General features: G+C 64.7%; 15 protein-coding genes. All 15 read right to left on the bottom strand.

Annotated elements, in window-relative coordinates:
- Positions 1 to 3: 3 nt before the first annotated feature.
- Positions 4 to 2,787, bottom strand: a complete 2,784-nt coding sequence (locus LH19_RS25165) for a conjugal transfer protein TraG N-terminal domain-containing protein (protein ID WP_054734443.1) — start codon at positions 2,785 to 2,787, stop codon at positions 4 to 6.
- Between the two features lie 17 nt (positions 2,788 to 2,804).
- The gene (locus LH19_RS25160) at positions 2,805 to 4,271 is read right to left on the bottom strand and encodes a conjugal transfer protein TraH (RefSeq protein ID WP_054734440.1); all 1,467 of its coding nucleotides are present in this window, start codon (positions 4,269 to 4,271) and stop codon (positions 2,805 to 2,807) included.
- On the bottom strand, positions 4,271 to 5,002 hold the full coding sequence (locus tag LH19_RS25155; RefSeq protein WP_234716244.1) for a conjugal transfer protein TraF: 732 nt from the start codon (positions 5,000 to 5,002) through the stop codon (positions 4,271 to 4,273). Before LH19_RS25155 ends, LH19_RS25160 begins: the two co-directional genes overlap by 1 nt.
- Before the next feature lie 242 nt (positions 5,003 to 5,244).
- Positions 5,245 to 7,077 (bottom strand): conjugal transfer protein TraN, encoded by a 1,833-nt coding sequence (locus LH19_RS25150; protein ID WP_054734432.1) that lies wholly within the window; start codon positions 7,075 to 7,077, stop codon positions 5,245 to 5,247.
- Positions 7,074 to 7,820: a type-F conjugative transfer system pilin assembly protein TrbC gene (gene trbC, locus LH19_RS25145; RefSeq protein WP_054734429.1), complete on the bottom strand. Its 747-nt coding sequence runs from the start codon at positions 7,818 to 7,820 to the stop codon at positions 7,074 to 7,076. Before trbC ends, LH19_RS25150 begins: the two co-directional genes overlap by 4 nt.
- A 9-nt stretch (positions 7,821 to 7,829) precedes the next feature.
- The gene (gene traU / locus LH19_RS25140; protein ID WP_054734425.1) at positions 7,830 to 8,849 is read right to left on the bottom strand and encodes a conjugal transfer pilus assembly protein TraU; all 1,020 of its coding nucleotides are present in this window, start codon (positions 8,847 to 8,849) and stop codon (positions 7,830 to 7,832) included.
- Positions 8,849 to 9,118, bottom strand: coding sequence for a hypothetical protein (locus LH19_RS25135; RefSeq protein ID WP_054734421.1), 270 nt, complete (start codon positions 9,116 to 9,118; stop codon positions 8,849 to 8,851). The genes traU and LH19_RS25135 overlap by 1 nt, the downstream gene beginning before the upstream one ends.
- Positions 9,118 to 9,756: a type-F conjugative transfer system protein TraW gene (traW, locus tag LH19_RS25130; protein WP_234716232.1), complete on the bottom strand. Its 639-nt coding sequence runs from the start codon at positions 9,754 to 9,756 to the stop codon at positions 9,118 to 9,120. Before traW ends, LH19_RS25135 begins: the two co-directional genes overlap by 1 nt.
- A 14-nt stretch (positions 9,757 to 9,770) precedes the next feature.
- Complete coding sequence (locus LH19_RS25125; protein WP_054734414.1) at positions 9,771 to 10,301, bottom strand: S26 family signal peptidase; 531 nt, start codon at positions 10,299 to 10,301, stop codon at positions 9,771 to 9,773.
- On the bottom strand, positions 10,288 to 10,932 hold the full coding sequence (locus LH19_RS25120; protein ID WP_054734411.1) for a type-F conjugative transfer system protein TrbI: 645 nt from the start codon (positions 10,930 to 10,932) through the stop codon (positions 10,288 to 10,290). The genes LH19_RS25125 and LH19_RS25120 overlap by 14 nt, the downstream gene beginning before the upstream one ends.
- Positions 10,925 to 11,284 carry a hypothetical protein gene (locus LH19_RS25115; RefSeq protein ID WP_054734409.1) on the bottom strand — a complete coding sequence of 120 codons (360 nt, stop codon included), beginning with the start codon at positions 11,282 to 11,284 and terminating at the stop codon, positions 10,925 to 10,927. The genes LH19_RS25120 and LH19_RS25115 overlap by 8 nt, the downstream gene beginning before the upstream one ends.
- A gap of 3 nt (positions 11,285 to 11,287) precedes the next feature.
- Positions 11,288 to 13,876 (bottom strand): type IV secretion system protein TraC, encoded by a 2,589-nt coding sequence (gene traC, locus LH19_RS25110; RefSeq protein ID WP_054734408.1) that lies wholly within the window; start codon positions 13,874 to 13,876, stop codon positions 11,288 to 11,290.
- Between the two features lies 1 nt (position 13,877).
- Entirely contained in the window at positions 13,878 to 14,675 is a 798-nt protein-coding gene (locus LH19_RS25105; protein WP_234716231.1) for a TraV family lipoprotein, read from the bottom strand.
- On the bottom strand, positions 14,672 to 15,541 hold the full coding sequence (locus LH19_RS25100; protein WP_054734401.1) for a DsbC family protein: 870 nt from the start codon (positions 15,539 to 15,541) through the stop codon (positions 14,672 to 14,674). The genes LH19_RS25105 and LH19_RS25100 overlap by 4 nt, the downstream gene beginning before the upstream one ends.
- Entirely contained in the window at positions 15,528 to 16,853 is a 1,326-nt protein-coding gene (locus tag LH19_RS25095) for a TraB/VirB10 family protein (protein ID WP_054734397.1), read from the bottom strand. Before LH19_RS25095 ends, LH19_RS25100 begins: the two co-directional genes overlap by 14 nt.
- Positions 16,854 to 16,857 lie beyond the last annotated feature (4 nt).

Raw genomic sequence — 16,857 nt, 5'->3', positions numbered from 1 at the left:
CCCTCACTCCCGAAGCTTGGGATCCTGGAAGAAGCCGCGATTGTGATCCCGTCCGATTTCCTGGCCTAGGTCGGACGCCCCTTCGACATATTGGCCGCGCATAGCCTGGCCAGTGGCTTTCCGGCCTTCCAGCTCGGAACGACCTTCCTCGATAATTCTCGAGGCCGGGTTCGGGTCTCGCCTTCCGGGGGCGGCGGGAAGTCCGCCAACCCCGCGCGGATGGTACGCCGCACGTACATCTTCGGCACTGTCGATCGCCGGACGATGCACATTGACCATATCAGGCGTGTGCAAGCTCTCCGCGATCTCGGCTCTAATCGACTGCTGGGATTCGCTCATCCAGCGCCCGATCATTTCGTTGCGGACTGCCCTCGGCTGAGCGGAAAGATCGGTGGCCCAAAGCTCTGGCGCATCGAGGCCGGGATTATTGACCTGCTGCTGACGATACCATTGCGCGAGATCCTGGCTCAAATTCTCACTGAGCTGCATCCCGTGGGTTTCGGCATAGCTCGCGTCGCGCGAAAGCTGCTGCGAGAGTTCCTCGAGCCGCCGGGCCTGTTCGGAATAGGACTTGGCAAGCGCAAGCGAGTCGTCGGTGCTCTGCGACGACGAACTTGTGACCGATGCCCGGGAGAAGGTGCCACCCCTCTCATATTGGGAGTCGGAAATCATCGCATTCGACCCATTTCCGTGTTCGCTGTTGACCCCGCTCGACGATGAACTTCCGGAATCGATCGATCGTGTTTCGGACGTTCCGTGGCCGAGGCTGTCTGATTGCGTCCCGGACTTGGTGACGCTCCCGCCAATTCCGGAGGTTATCCTTCCACCGCGTCCGCCACCACCGAGCGCCGCCGAGATTGAGCCGCTGACCTGGTCCGAGATTTGCGCTTGTCGATCGTGGCCCTGCGTGATGCCCTTACGCTGAGTAATATTGGTGCTCTCACCGGTCCCCTCCGAACTCGACGTGCTGCGGCGATCGAATTGCTCGATCCCGCTCTGGCTCTGCCATCCGCTGCCTGCATCCCAGCCCGAGCTTCTTTCGGTGGACGTTCCGACCGTGCTCCTGTTCGCATGCGTTGCGGTCAGCACTTCAGCCGCCGCATTCTCATAAGCCTGGGCCTGACGATGCGCCCAGCTCGCGAGTTCGCGGCGCTCGGAAACGAAGCCGCTAGTCAGCGTGGGCGAGAACCCGAGGTGCGAGATTGCAGCGCCCGTGTCGAACACTTCCTGGCCATTACCGAACCCGCTGATCATCGCGCCATTGTCCTGCCGCCATCCAACACTCGGCGCACCGCCCATATAGCTGGGTGCGGTGGTCCATTGATCGGCCTGGCGCATGTTGGCCGTGGAGTTTGCCCAACTCACATTGCCGTAGGAATAATTGCCCGTCGTCTGCTCCAGCGCTGCGGCCTCGGCGGCATTCTGCGCGGGCGCCAGCATCGACATCGAATGCCCTGCTATCGACATCGCGCCGCGTGCGAGCCCAGCGGCGAGGAACGGCACGCTCATCAACATGAATCCGGCAATCGTCGCCGTCTCGGCGTTGACCGCGCCGATCCCGGCATAGCTCCCCAACGTCACGCCGCCACCGGCAACGCCGTTCGCCGCAGACGTCGCGCGTGTCATACAGATCATGTGGAGAATGACATAGAGCGGGCCCCAGGCCGCGAGATAGAAGAAGCCGGTCACATAGCCCTTGAGCGCCGGAACCCCGGTCTGCGGCATCAGAAAAAGCGGAAAGATGACCGGGAACATCGCGAAGAACACGACTGTGAGCACGATGTTGAGGATCGGCACCCAGGCCATCGCCTGCTGCGCGATCGAACCGTAAGTGTTGCGGGCCTGGATGTCGGCGCGGGTCTGGGCGAACGTATCGATCGCCGCGGCACCGGTGCTGCCCGACATGCTGTTGCGCGCCGCGGTGAAGGCATTGATTGCGGTGTTCTGGCGCATGACCTCCGCAAAGCTTCCGCCAGCGCCCGTGAAGGCGGCACTGACGATCGGCACATCATGTTTCAGCTTGTCGGCCGCCAGCGCGTTGCTCAGCCGGGGATAGGCCTCCCGTCCCCAGAGCGGCGCATTCGCCTCGATCATCGGCCCCCATTGCGCATCGAGCGCCTGGTAGGCCTGGCGGCATGTCAGTATGTAGCTTTGGACCGTGCCATTGCCCTGGCGTTCGAGCCATTGCTGCGACCTGGCTTCCGAGCCGGGGCCGACGGCCGCCCAGAGATCGGTCGCCTTCGCGAGCTCTGTTAGCGACTTCTGGTAGAGCATCACATCGCCGAACAGGCAGTTCTTGAAGTGATTTTCGAGGTTCGTCGAAAACTCCGCGTCGCGAACGACGAAATTGCGCGTCGCGTCGTAGAGCCGCGCGCCATAGACCATGCCGTTGCTGCTGTAGTTGAGCTCGTTCGGCATGACGAACACCGTCTCCGCAGTGCGTGTAAGCCAGTCTCCAATCTGTGTCGTCAGGCTGGCGAGAATGCCGAGACCCATCGGGACATTGTCGACCGTTGCGGGTGCGAGGGCGGGATTGATGCGATCGGTCACCTTGATGTCGACCGTCGGCACCATCAGGCAGAGATAGATGGCGGTCGCCTGGAGGAACCAGTTGAGCCAGGCGCGATAGTTCAGGGTGAAGGTCACGACGAGCAGCGAATAAATGAGCCCCATGACCATCACGACGCGGATCAGGGACTTGTAACCCCCTCCCCCCGACCAGGCCGCGACCGCGTTGAAGGTGTTGACGAGATACTCGCCGCCGCCAACCGTGAAGACCTCGAGCATCGCACTCCCTTTCGCGGCTAGTGGAGGCCCTGCGCAGAGAGGCCGCGCGAGAAATTCAGCGCGGCGGTCATCCCGGGCGTCATCGAATTCTGGAGCGTCGACTCCAGCATGATGCTCCGGTCGATAATCTGCATCGTGACCTGCAGCTTGTTGCTCAGCTTGACGTCGCGCTGTCCGAACTTCGCGCGCGTCGCCGCGATCTGTTGTCGCCACTGCGCTGCGGTCTCCTGATCGAAGGTCTGGTAGTGAACCTTCGCCTGCTCGACCCGGTCGAGCATATTGTCGAGCATCGCCGACAGGAGATCGACCGCGACGATCTCCGATAGCGTCTGAATTTCGCCCTGCGTTAGCGCGTAGTGGGCATAGGCCTGCACTGCGAGGATCTTGTAGAGCGGGATCGTTGCAAGGTTCAGGAGCTGCTTCTCCGCCGCGTCGAGCGGCGTATCCGAGCGAATCTTGTCGCTCATTGAACGGATCATCCCCTCGATGCGCGGCCTGAGCGCCGCCGAAGCCGACACCGACAGCGTCTGCTCCCCGACATCGTAGCAATTGGTGTCATTGCAGCGCAGAATCTTGACCGGCGGCGCGTCGGCCGTCCCGTCGAGGAGCGCGGTCACGACCGCTTCCTCGGCTGGTCCGAACATGACGACCTTGCCGCCGATGCTCGGATCGGACGATGGTGTCGTCACAACCGTGCCCACCAGTGTCATGACATATTCGGAGAAGCCCTTGTCGAAAGCCCCGAACTTCGCGGATTTCTGGAGGGCCTCCCAGGTATAGTTGTGCGGCTCGCCCACGAGCTGGTCCTTCATCGCCGCATCGTTGTTGCCCGCGATCGTCGCATCGCGGCGGTTTCCGTTGTTGCAGCCCTGCCGCGCTGCCGCCCAGTCGGAGAACACGCCCTGGCTGTTTCCCACTGCCTCGCAAATCGTCGCCCGCGTCGTTTCCATCTGCGGCCAGATGCCGCCGACAAGCGCCTGCGCCGTCTCACAGCTTGAAATGTTCATCTGGTTGAGGAGCTGCGCCTTCTGGCTGAACTCATCCATCACCTTGCCGATCTCCGGCGAGACGGAATCGATCGCGAGCTTGAACGCGAAGCCGAGCGCATTGTTGGCGGTCGCCTTCAGCATCGCGATGATCTCGCTCGCATTGATGAACGAGAAGCTGCCGCTGAAGAGATCGATGCCGCCGCAACCAGCGCGCGCGCTCGGAAGCTGGAGGTTGAACGGCTGCACGCTCTTCTGCGGAAAGCGCGTCCAGACATTGCCGAGCGAATAATAGCCGGCGGACTGTCCTTCAAAGGCGGACGGGCCCGTCACATTGGCCGCGCCGCCCGCCTCCGAGAAGAATCGATTCATCTCGGCTCCGACATCGGCGCGCGCGGTTCCCGAAACCGCGAGGTTCGCCGACGCTGCGAGTCCGGCCCAGGCGCAGGTCGAGCGCAGGATGCGGCGCCACAGGCCGCTACGGCGATCCTCCACCATCAATAATCACTCCCTACCTTGGTGTTGGTCAGTGCGAAGATGCGATCCATGATCTCGTCGGCGCTCAAGATTCCGTAGCCCACCGGGATCGTACGCTTGGTCAGCGTGTCGAAAAGCACGAGTGCCGGCGTCTCCTTGCCGCTTATCCCCATGCGGGCGCGCTGCCCGGAATCGACGACATATCCGGGGAAATCGCGGCTTGGCCCACCGTCCATCGAAACGGCCATCACCGTGATGTTGTGGCTATCCGCGACCGAGCGGAGGATGGGGGAGAAAATGTCGCACGCGCCGCAGCTCTGTGCGTAAAAATAGAAGAGCCCATAGCGCTGGCCAAGGTTGGCGAGCACCGCGTCGCGATCGGCGCGGCGGTTATCGAGCCAGGCTCTTTTACCGACGCTCGAAACCGGCCGCTGAAGCGTATAGTCGAGCTCTGGCGTCTGCCACAGTGCCCGCTGCCAGGTATCCGAAAACGTCGAGGCGCGGTCGAGCTGTTCGCGCTGGAAGCGAACATAGGCGATGACGTTCGCCTCGGACGGATCGAGGATCGCGCGGGCCTTGAGTTCGTCCAGTTCACGGGTGATCGCTGCCAGACGCTCCACCGCACTCCGTTTTGGCGGCGGCGGAACCTGCGCCTCCTGCCGATTCGGTTTCGAGCAATAGAACCATTGTCCGAGCCGCCGCTCGCCGCAGTAGAAATCGTCGCCATCGGCGCGCTCGATATCCGTGGCCATTTGGCTCCCGTCTTGCGCCAGCGAAGGCGCTCCGAAGCTCAAAGCCCAAAGCGCCGTAACCGCCGCCATCATCCTACCAGCCATGTTCCAGCTCCCTTTTTCGCCAGGCAGCTCTGCGACCTGCCGGACCTTTGCGCGGAGGAATGGGGTGAGAGCGACCGGCTATTGGGCGCCGCTGTGTCCGCCGATCGCATGGAGTTGGCGCAGACAGTCTGGCGTTCGGGCGCGGCGCGCCGACGCAGTCATTTGCCATGGAGATCATAATAGCCCTCGATCCGTTGCTGGATCTGCGTCATGGCCTCGACCTCGTCAGGGAGTTTCGCGGCGTCCATGAAATCCGCGTAAACCTCGGTGAAATCCATCACCGACAGGTCGAGCCGCGCAAACTCGTCGATCGTAAATCCCAGGCATTGCTCCGTCTTGGGCTTGTCCCAGGGTTTGCCGAGCTGCGTGCGGCCTTGTTCCTGGAAGACGCGGCTCAATTTGCTTTCGAAGCAGCAATAGGCAGTGCGCTTGGTCTTGCAGATGCCGAGGATGCTTGAGGAACAATAGGTTCCGACCTTGTGACAGAAACCCATCCGATCCCTGATGTCGAGCTTCTTCTCGTCCTGCGAACAGGCGAAGAGCGTCAGGAAGGGCGTCGCGAGCGCGGCGATGCCGGCAGGGCCGGCGGCAATGGCGGCAGCCCCGGCCCCGGCCGAAAGCAGCCCCGAGGCCTTGCCGGCGCAGCAGTTGATAAGACCGAAGACCGGCTTGTGACACGTCTCGCGCGCGCCGCGGAATAGACTGAGATCGTCTTCGTCGAACTCCTTGCCGGCCTGGTCGATCGCATGCAGCGCAACCAGCGCGTCCTTGAGCTCGGTCGACGCCTCGCGAACGATCGGCTCACAATCGCCATTGATGCAATAAACGTCGTCGCCGCAAATATACTGGGTTGCCCCGCCGACATTGCTGCCGGGCGCCGGGCAGCGATAGATACGCTCCTCCACACGGCACGCGCCGTCCGGATCGTCGTCGAGGCATTCGGTTCGCACGAAGCTGCACGCATTGTTGGCTTCAAGTTCGCTGCAATCGCTGGCCGGGGACACGAAATTGCACTGATAGGTGCGTCGCCACTCCCAGCACGGCTGGGTTATGGCCACACCGTCGATCAGGCGCGTCTCTTCGCCCTGCGTGCACTGGTCTGGGCCAGACGGGACACATTGACCATCGCCGGCATAGGCCTGGCAGCTGGCATCGCTGCGCTCGACCGTGACCGATAGTTCGTTGGTCCGGGCATACCAGAGCTTTCCGGTCGCCGGCATTTCGGGGCTGTTCGAAACGATCTCGGAGGTGCAGCTGATCGCCCGCACACTATAGTCCCCGCAGAACTTGTTCCCGCTTCGATAACCGACGGCGACGCTGGCGGCGCAGCCGCCCATTGAGGCTCCGCTGGCCCAGCAACTGCCGTTCGCCAGAGCGCCCGCGAAATCACCTTCCCGCGGGAAGGGAGCGCCATAGACCCCGTCGCCGGCGGCATAATATTTGTAGGCCTGCCGCGTCGTCGTGCGCGGGACCATAACGGGGGTGCAACTGCGTGTCTCTTCGGTCAGCTGGCTGCCGCGGTTGCAGCTCGCCTCATAATAGCCCGTCGCGTCCGTGCCAGGCGGCAGCGGCGTGCAAACCCCGGCTGAGCCGCCCATTTCCTCACCGTCCAGATAGGTCGACGGGTCGTTTTCGATCGATGTCGCGCGCCGTGTCGTGGCCAGGATCTCGTCATTGCTGAAAGCCGGGCGCGTGCGGTCACCGTCCACCGTGATCCGATAGGGCTCGCTGCGGTGTCTCGCCGAAGCGCCGGCCGCCTCGAGCCGATCGGGATCGTCGAAAAAATTCCCCTCGGGCAAGGCGGTCCCCGCATATCCCGGAACCGCCTCGGCCCTCGCGCTGTCGGTCGGGACAAGCGAACTGTCTCGCCGGGTTTCGTTGCCGAGCTTTCGCCCTTCTTCCCGAGCCTCCTCGACCGTCGTTTGCGCAAGCACCGGCGAGACCGCGGCCAGGGCGACCAGCAGGCAGACAAGAGCCCGCGAGGCCTTCATCGCGGCGTCCCCTGGAGACGTTTCAGCCCGACCGCCGCGACCCGCGCGCCGGAACCATTTGCCTCGGCAAAGCTCGTGAGCGCATATTCGAGCGTCACATTCCCTACCATGCGGTCATGCGCCGGAACCTGGGTGCGGCAGGCAAACCCAGCGCACAGGTCGAAGTCGGACGAGACCGCGACGTAGGTCGGTACCGCAGCAACGTCGAACGCCCGAAAGAGGCGCGGGTCGACGCCGATATTGGCCAAGTTGTCTTCGCGTGCGACCACTTTTCCGAGCCGCTCGGTAAAGGCGCGCATCGAATTGTCGGGAAAGCCGCGAAATACGACGACGCCTCCCGCCCGCGCCGTGTCTTCGATGATCGCACGCAGCGCCTTGGCCGGCATGGAAAGGCTGACAAAGACGATCAGTTGCGGAGCCTCGCCTGCACCGACCCCGACGTTCGCCGCCGCGCCCGAGACGATCTCGTCGAAATCGATCGGACCCCCGGGGCCCTTGGGCAAGCTCGCGGCCGCGACACGCTCCATATTCTGCGTGCCCGCAGCCCGGACCGACGCCGCCTCGTCGCGGAAGGCATCGCCCCGATCCTTGACCTGCTCGGCAAAAGCGGTCGCCTCGTCCTGCATGTCGGCGGATCTCTTGCGAACCGCCTCCAGGTCGAGGCCGTCGACGGTTTGCGCGAGGAGCGCGGTGACGCTTGCTGTCGCAAGCAGCACACCCCCTATCAGGATCAGCTTTCGCATCCGCGCCTCCTAGAGCACACAGCAGTTGCGCTTCCGCCAGACCAGATAGCCCATGTCTTCGCCGCCGGCGGGATAGGCACGCCCGGCATCGGGTGGCATGGTGGAAGCGCCGATCGCCGAACAGGCAAACCGGCCGTTCACCGTGGGGATCGGGTTGGTCATCTGGAATCGATATTGCTGCTTGCGCATGATGGGCATCAGATATTTCTTGCACAGGCCCTTGGAGCCCATCGTTCCCCAGGCGAGCGCTTGGCGGTGCATCTTGTAGGCGAAGCGGGAGAGGGCGAGCCGTGACGACTGAACATGGCCGATCGATGCCGGGATGTTGCCGTTGAGCGGATACATCGAGCCCTGGCAGCCCGCGCACCAGAAGAGCTGGTCGAGCGGCAGATTGCTGGTGGCGGCGACACAATCGCCCGCGCAGGCCGCCTTTGCGATCGGGTTCGCAAAGATGACGGCTTCCGGATTGATAAGCGCAGCGAGAGCATCGTCCTGCCAGAGAGGGTCGACCTCGGTCATGTATGCGATATCGAAGCTCGCCTGCTCGAAGCAGGCGAAATCGGTCAGAATCTCCATCCAGTAGAGGAGCGGATAGATATACCAGTGGACATGCCATTTCGCGGTGCTTTGCGACCGGCCGCCGACCATCGACGGTCCGGCCAGATATCCCTGGCCGATGTCGAAGCCCGGCGCGATCCGCACGCCGCCGAGGTTTGGAAAGCACCATGGCTTCATCGTCACGTCGGCGAGACGGGCGGGCTCCCAGAACCCCACCGAGATACCGATGCGTGGTATCGGATCCGCACATGCGCAGACGGGAGATGCTGGATTGTTCGGATCGGGTCGTCCGCTTGGCCAAATCTTCAGGCCGCCCACCGACAACGGAAAAAGACACGACCAGCACACATCCGTCACGGGATTGACGAATTTTCCATTGCAGGGTGGACCGGCCGCCTCGACCGCAGGCGTGACAACAAGAATGGCGAGCACTGCAATCAGCGTGCGGACGATCTTGCGGAGCGAGCGCATCAGTCGCTCTCCCGCGGCATGGTGAGAAAGGCCGTGTCGGCGCGATGCTTGGCGCCGAGATAGACGATCGTCGTCACCACTGCGGCGACGAGCAGCAGCCCGGTCGCAGCAGGCGCAACCCGGCCAGCGAACTCTCGCAGCGGACCTTGCGCGACGATACTCCCGGCCAATGTCAGGCACAGCGCCTGCCACCCATATCGGAGGCGGCGAAGTCCACGCGTTTCGGGCGCCGCCATCGGTGTCGTCAGGAAATCGAGCCAGATCGGCATCAGCTTCGCCCCCGAGGCTTCAATGCGATCTCGGAGACCCGCATGGTGCGACCGTTCTGGCTGACCACCGCGGGCGTGTGCTTAATGCCGAAAGTCCCGGTGAGCCGGCCTTCCTGATCGAAGTAGAAGCGCCGTTTCCTTGCCGTCATCTCGTCGATCGGCGACCCTTTGACGAAGATGATCTTCGCGCGGGGATCCGCGTACCGACCCAACGCCCAATCGAGCTCGCCCGGATCGTCACCGTCGACGAAAACCAGATCCTGCCTGATGGTCACGAAGTCCAGCGGATTGATCCGCTGCCCCGCCGCGGCGACGAGATTTCCCTTCTGATCGCGAATGTCCTGCTCGATCACGGCCGTGGGGTCGTAGGTCCAGCTGCGCGGGGCGCGCGCGGGCGTAATGCCGCCGACGGGATCGGGGCGGCGGACCTTTGCTTCGACCCGCCGCGCGAAGACCTCGTTCATCCGTGCAAGCTCGCCGCTGGCTTCGGCGCGGCGCAAGCGGCTCTCGATCGTAGCCAGCAAATCGGGCTCGACGATCGGAAATGTTTGCCCCTCGACGCCGAAGTCCCGCGCTTCGCTCCGCATCGGTCCCGCCAGAAGTCCGGCAGCAACCAGGCCGAGAGCGCCGAGCATCATGGATCCAGCCCGCTTCATAGTATCGGGACTCCCGTTCCGACGAGCTGATGCGCGCAAACGAACCCGATATCGGCATAGCGGCTGTCGAACCCGTCGCGGTGCGGTGTCGCCGCGAAAAAACATCCAGCGGGAATCGGGCCGGTGGCGCCACGGGTGAGCGGTTCGCCGAGCCGGGTCCGGGCCTTCATCCGCGCGACGGCCTTGCCGTTGATCGTGACAACATCCTGCCGGTGCGCGACGACATCGCCCGCGACCCCATAGACGATCTTTCCGAAAGGCTTCGCCCGCTCGCCGAAGTGGCGGCGCAGCAGCGGCGAGCGCGGCGGCGCAAAGAACACATAATCGCCCTTCTCGGGCACGCGGCTCCGATCGACGAGAAAGGCCCAGTTGGGAAGCGAGTCCGTCGTGTTCACGAGGAACAGATGATGGTCCCGCCAGTCTCCAAGCTCGCCGAGCGCGGCAGCGCCAGCGACGACCGACAGGGGCAAGAGCCAGACGCGCCAGCGCGCGTGCGATCGCAGCGCCAATGCTTTACTGCCCGGCATAGCCGCCGCTCCCGTCGAACGTCGAAACGGTTGGCGCCGGCGGCCCATATTGCGGACCCCGCGCGCCGGGTGGCCCCTGCATATCGCCCGGTGAAAGAGGCCCCGGATAGTCCATCGGCATCATGGCCGGCGGCGGCGCAGCCTGCCCCGCGCCCGCGATGGCCTGATCCTGCAAGTGCTGCAGCTCTGCCGCCGAGGCCTGCCTTGGCCGCGCAATGCCCGAGGCATAGACAGCATCGCGAAGACTATCGGTGATATCGGGTACATTCTTGGTGAGCACCGCCTCGCCCACGAGGACGACCTCTCCCTTGCGGGCGCGCTGCGCGAGCTCGGTATCGAGCGACTCCATGAACTTGCGCATTTCCGCCTCGACCTGCGCCGGCGGCGACGCCGATCGCGCCTGGGCCTGGACATAGTCTCCGACGATCGCCGACAGGCGCACGGCGACGATCCGGTCCTGCCGCGGCTTCACCAGCTCGCGCGTGACCCACATGCCCCAGATCATCAGGCCGAGCATCAGCAGTCCCGCGAGGATCTGGACCCGGCTAAATCCCGCGAAGGCCGGCCGCGGCCGCAGGGGGGCGTGCGGTGCAGCCGGGAGCGGGAGTTCGGGCTCGGTCTGGTCAGTCATGGTCGCAGATCCTTTCCGGCAATTGCGCGGGCAAGATGCGATCCCGGCGCAGGACGATCAGGAGGATGGTGACGGCGAGGTGCGCCGCGAGGAAAATGTCCCGGAACGACTGGACCCGCGCTGCGTCCGCCTCGACATATCGGCGGACGAGATTGTTCAGCTGGTGCATCAGCCCGTCGAGCGACCCACCACCAAGGAGAAGGAACGCGAGGGCGAAGACGCCCCAGCTCAGCAGCATCGTCGACAGAAGGAACCGCGAGAAGTGCAGGCCGAAGACGAGCGCCGTGCGTCCATCGGGCAATCTTGCGGCGCGGCGCGGCCTGGCGGGTGGTGCGGAGGTGGCGCCGCTCATCGACTATTCCGCCGCTTCCGCGAAATCGGGATCCCGCGGCGCGGCCCCTCTTCCATGAGCCGCCGGGAACGCAACGCGCTCGATCGCTTCGTCCATGCCCAGACCCTGCGCGACCAGCGCCTCGATGGCGGCGTAAACCGCAGGGCTCGACGAATAGACGGTCGCGGAAAAGGGGTCGAGAACGAGCCTCCCGACCGCGAGCATCTCCGGCCCCTTGATCAGGATGTCGGAATATTCGCGCCCGTTGATCTTGAGCGAGCGCAACAGCGCGTCGGTATAGTCGTCCATCTCGAAACGGTCGTGGTTCTTGAAATCCGCGATCGTCTCCGGCTTTTGCTCGAGGATGACGAACCAGTCCGAATTTTCGAGCGCCGCGATCGAGCCGGGCGACTTGTAGTAATCGTTCAGCGACTGGGTCGCCGTGACGAGCGCGCCCCCATATTTGCGGCAGGTTCGCGCGTAGGTTTCGATAAAGTCCGCCGTCGCTCCGCCACGAAGCATCTGCCAGGCCTCGTCCAGGAGCAGGGCCTTGGGGATCGAACGGTCGACCTTGCGCATCATCTGCTGCGACATGAACATGATCGCGGTCAGCACGACGCTGCGCAGCTCCTCGCGCGAGGACAGATCAGACAATTCAAAGACAGTGAATTGAGCGGAGAGCTCGAACGAGGCCTCACCCTCGAAGAAGCGGCCATAGGTCCCGCCGGACGAAAAGGGCCGCATGGCGATACCCAGATCCATCGCGAGCGCATTGCCCGTCGCCTCCAGTGCCGCGATCACGTCGTCGATCGCGCCGATCCGGCCCTTCGCCTGCCAGACGCTGTTCACAGCCCCGTCGATCAGCCCGCGCTCGGTATCGTTGAGGCGGTCGATATGGCGCGCCATCTGGCTAACGATCGCCTTCAGCATCGACATGCAATCGAGCAGATAGTCTTCGTTGCCGTTCGCGAGCTCCTCGTCGATCATGCTGAACGGGTTGAGGCAAAAGCCCGACGCGATCGTGAATTCGACAAAGGCCCCGCCCTGGAGCTTGGCGGAATGCTCGAACGATCGACCGTCGTCGATCACGACCACCCTCGCCCCCGCGCCGCAAAGCGACGCACAAAGCTCCTGGAGCGTGACCGATTTGCCCGAACCGGACTTGCCGACGACAGCGACGTTGTGATTGCCGGCGGCATTCTCGAACGGGCTCCAGAAAAAGGGCTGGCCGCGGCGACCGATCAGCATCAGATGCGGCACCGGCCCGCCCAGATACTCGCCCTGGATCGGCGCGAGGTTGGCTGCCGTCGTCGTGAGCAAAGTGCGCAGCCGCTTCATCCGGTCAAGGTCGCGCGCGAGGCCATTGGCCATCGTCATCGGCATCGCGCACAGCAGGCCCATCACCTGCAGGTAGCGATCGTCGAGCAGATCCCAGCCCGCCGCGCGATAAACAGACTTCAAGACCCTCTCGTTGGCGTCCCCCCGCCCCTTTGGGGAAAAGGAGGTGACGCTGAAGAAGACGCGAACGAGCTTTCGCCCCTGGCGCACCTCGTCGTTTACGAACCGCCATTCCTGGGACTGTTCGCGCAACTGGGGCAGGAACCGGGCCGATTTCGAATCCGCGAGGCTCGTCGTGCGCATGAACTTGAAGCTCGCCTTGTTACTCAGCGCCTGGGAATCGGGAAACTCGATGCAGAGGTTCGTCGATACCGGACAAGGCATCCGCAGCTTGTCGGTGAACATATCGCCGATGAGGCGCGCCACATCCCAGGGCGCCCACCGCGTCGGAAGATTCCGGACCGAAAAGCTCCGGACGTCGAATATGTCGGGGAGTATCTCGCCGATCTCGGGCGCCTCATCGACCGTCTTTCCCGTCGGCCGAAACCGTTCGGTTCGCAGCAGCATCCGATCCGCCTCGATGCGGAATTCGACATCGCGCCGGATGGCCTGGTCGGCGATGGGGTCGAACGGATTGTAGTTGACCACGTCCTCGCCGGCCGCGGTCGTCGGCGATGTGATGTCGTCGATCCACGCGATGAGGTCGGCAGGCTCCATCGTCCGCGCCGAGACGTTGATCGATGCCAGGGCCGAGATCAGCCCCTCCATCACGGCAACGATTTCCTCGCTTGTCACGCTCGAGCTTTCCGGCGTCGAGTAGGAGATGGCGACGCGATGGTTGCGCAAACTGAACGGGGCGTCGGAGGACAGCGATTGCCAGACGCCCGCGGTCAGGAAGTCGACACGATGCTTCGCCATCCGCTCATAGACGCCGCGCGCGGCGTAACGCGGCAGATACCAGCGTGACAGCCGTTCGCCGATCCGTGGGCTCATCCATTGGTGAAACTGCAGGCAGCCCGGTGTCGGGATGGCCTCCGAGAGAAATTGCGTGAGGATTTCGCCCGTGCGCTCATTCGCGCCGATGAGCGGGCTCGCCTCTATGACGAAGCCGCGCGAAGCGCTGTTGTAGAAAATCCCGGTCTTGGGGTCGTGGCTCCGATAGGGAAGCCAGTCGGCAAGCATCGGGACACCTAGCCTTGGCCGTTCGGCATCGGGCCGCGCGGTATCGCCGAGAATGCCTGCAACCAATCGTTCGAAGAGACCGCGGTCCGCCATGTCAGTCGTCCTTCTCGACGCTGGCCGGAAAACCAGGTGCGCTGGCGCCTTGCTTACCCGGTCGCGCCCCAGCCTCCGCGGCGCCGCGCGCGACCGAGTCCATCGCCGCGCGCGCCAGCGGGTCGGGCTTGGCGCGCGCGGCGGCGGCGGGCGCCCGGGTCGCCGCGGGAGCCAGGCGATCCGAGACATCCGCCTTGATGGCGCCGAGGGGGTCGGTCTTGCGGGCGCGGGCGGCCGCCACCGCGTCGGCCGACGGGAGGCTATTGCTTGGCCGCGCGTCGCCGGCTTGCGGTGGATCCGCCTGGTCCACCGCGTCGGCGAGAGAGACAAATCCCATGATGCCTCCCGACGCCCGCGCATTCGCTTGCATGGGTACGACGGCCTGCTGCCAGTCGCCGGTCGCAACGACCGCATGCACCGCCGTCGCTTCGTGAAGCCGGCCCCTGTCGTCGATATAGGGTTGGAAGACGATACGGAGGACCCGTTCGCGGGTGCGCGCAGGATCGCCAGGTGCCGGTCTCACGGGCTGCGCTCGAGCAACGCGGGTGGCAACCGATTCACCGAGGCCGGGCTCGCTCGCCGCTGGAACGAAGTCGCCCCCCTCTTCTCCGCCGGCGATCGACGCGAGCGCCCGGTCATCGATCGTGCCGCTCGGCGCGCACACGCCATCGGGAGCGGAGCAGGAAAAGCTTCCCCGAACATTTCCGCCGAGGCTGGCGCAGCTCCCCAGGAGAAGGAGACCGCCCGTGCCGAGGAGGATAGCAGGGGCGCGGCGGAGCCGCCGGCGAGGCGCTCTCACGACTTCGCTCCCTTCAACCATTGTTCGAGGAAGGCACGCGGACGATAGCCTTCGAGCATCGCACCGTCGCGACGCACGATCACCGGCGTGCCGCGCAGGTCATTGCGCTCGGCAAAGGCCTCATTGGCATCGAGGCCCGAGGTGTTGCACGCGGGCGCGGCCTTCAAAGTCTCGCCGGCATAGACGGCGTGGAGCGCGGCTTCGCGGTCTTTAGCGCAATAGACGCGATCGGCGACGTCGCGGCTCCCGAGCACCGATATCGGCCTCTCCACCACGCGCAGCTTCATATCGCGAAGGACCTGCGCGAGGGCACGGCAATAACCGCAGCGAAAATCGGTGAAGACGGTGACCGTCTCGCCGGAAGGATTGCCCCAGACGATGGCACCCTCTTTCGGCAATCCGGCCAGCGAGAGCGTGCGGCTCTGCCCGGCCGCAAGACCGCGCTTCGCCGGGCCGGGCACCGCGACGCCCTGGCTGCCGGCCACCTCGTCTGCACCGACACCGTTGTTGGCCCGCGCCGCCGCGCCGACGAGCAAATCCGGGTTCATCTCGAGCAGACGCGCCGCGGTGATGTCCTGGCGGGTCTCCATGTCGTAAACCCGTCCGATCATGAGATAGCGCGCGCCGGCGTCCACATAGAAGAGATTGTCGCCCGCAACGACCTCGCACAGTCCTCCGATGGTCGCGCAGTCGACCGAGCCGATGGCCGTCCTGGGGAGCCGCTCCTTGAGCAGCGCGCGGACCTTGCCCTCGCTGACGGCGGCATCCGCCGCGAGCGCGATCCCCGCGGCGCCGAGCGCCACGAGCGCCGCGGCCAGCAGCCGCGAAGGGCGCGCGAGGCCGCGCCAGCGTTCAGTTCCGGACATAGACACCCTCCAGAAAAACGATCTCGACATCGATGCCCGTCGGCATCTCGATCACCGGCTGATATTGCTCGGCGCGCTCGATCAGATATTTCGAGACCATGTCGCCGCTCTGCGCGACGCCCTCGCCGAACCCGCCTTCGAGGATTTCCCCGGTCGAGAGCCTGTCGCGCTTGCCCTCGGTCGAGATGTTGGTGCCCTGAAAGACGCTGTTCGCATTCGCCGAAAAGCCTCGGCCGAAGCCGCCCGCGAGCCCCGCGAGGAAAGCCTGGGTCACCAGCGAGCCTTCGCGCGAGACCACCCTGCCCCGCACACCGGTCTTGCCGCCGAAGGCGAGGAAGCCCTTGACCTCGGATACCGCGTACCGGCCGCCCGGCTGCGGGCAGGTCATCTTCTGGAGCTTCACATAGACCTTCTCGGCCGACAGGTCGCCGCGTGCCGCCCCGTTCACGAGGCAACCCTCGATCCGCGTCGTAAGCACACGCCCGTTCTGAAGCACCGAGCGCGCCGGCCCCGTCACGCGAAGGACCACGGGGAGCGGGTCGGTCTGGCTGTTGACCCCTGCACTCGCGTCCACTCCGACGATGACCTTTGCCCGCGCAAAGCTGTTCGGCGGGAGATAGTTGATGCTGTCGGTGTAAAGCGTGTTGCCCTTCTCGACCCGCGACGCCGTTCCGCCCGGGGTGCTGGCGAAGCTGACGAGCTTGACCTCCGGCGGCCCGCCGAAACCGGCGACGGCTTTTTCCGCATTCGGCGTGTCATCGGGGCGCTGATAAGACTGGGGACCGGTGGGCCCATAAAGCGCACCCGGACCGGGAGCGGGCGCCGGCGTCCGCCGCTCATTGACTTGTCGGCGCAACTGTTCGTTCTCCGACTGATAGGCGGAGAGCACGCGCTGACCATCGGCCTGCATCGCCTGGTTCTGGCCCTTGAGCGCCTCGACCTGCGCGGTCAGCTGCTCCAGCCTTCGGTTCTGCCCGTCTATCGACCTGAGGCGGTTCTCGGTCGACTGGAACCGGTTTTCGGAGAGCGCCATCCACTCCTGCTGCGAGAGATTGCGGTTGACCATGTCCTTGGTCGACACGGCGACCTCGGTCGTATCGTCGTCCTTTGCGGCCACTTCCGCTTCATCGCCCGAAAAGATCCAGATGGACGACAGGAGGAGCCCGGCGCCGCCGGCGCCGGCCAGGAGAAGCCGCTGCCGTCGGCGAATGGCCTCATTGCCGGCGAGATCGCCCGTGAGCGGCGACACGCCCTCTTCGACCGTCTCGTCGAGCGGTTGGCGTTTGCGCTTCAATAAATCAGCAAGGGGCATGGGC

Origin of the sequence: Sphingopyxis macrogoltabida, from assembly GCF_001314325.1 — a bacterium.
Taxonomy (GTDB): Bacteria; Pseudomonadota; Alphaproteobacteria; order Sphingomonadales; family Sphingomonadaceae; genus Sphingopyxis; species Sphingopyxis macrogoltabida.
This window is presented reverse-complemented; position numbering and strand designations above follow the sequence as displayed.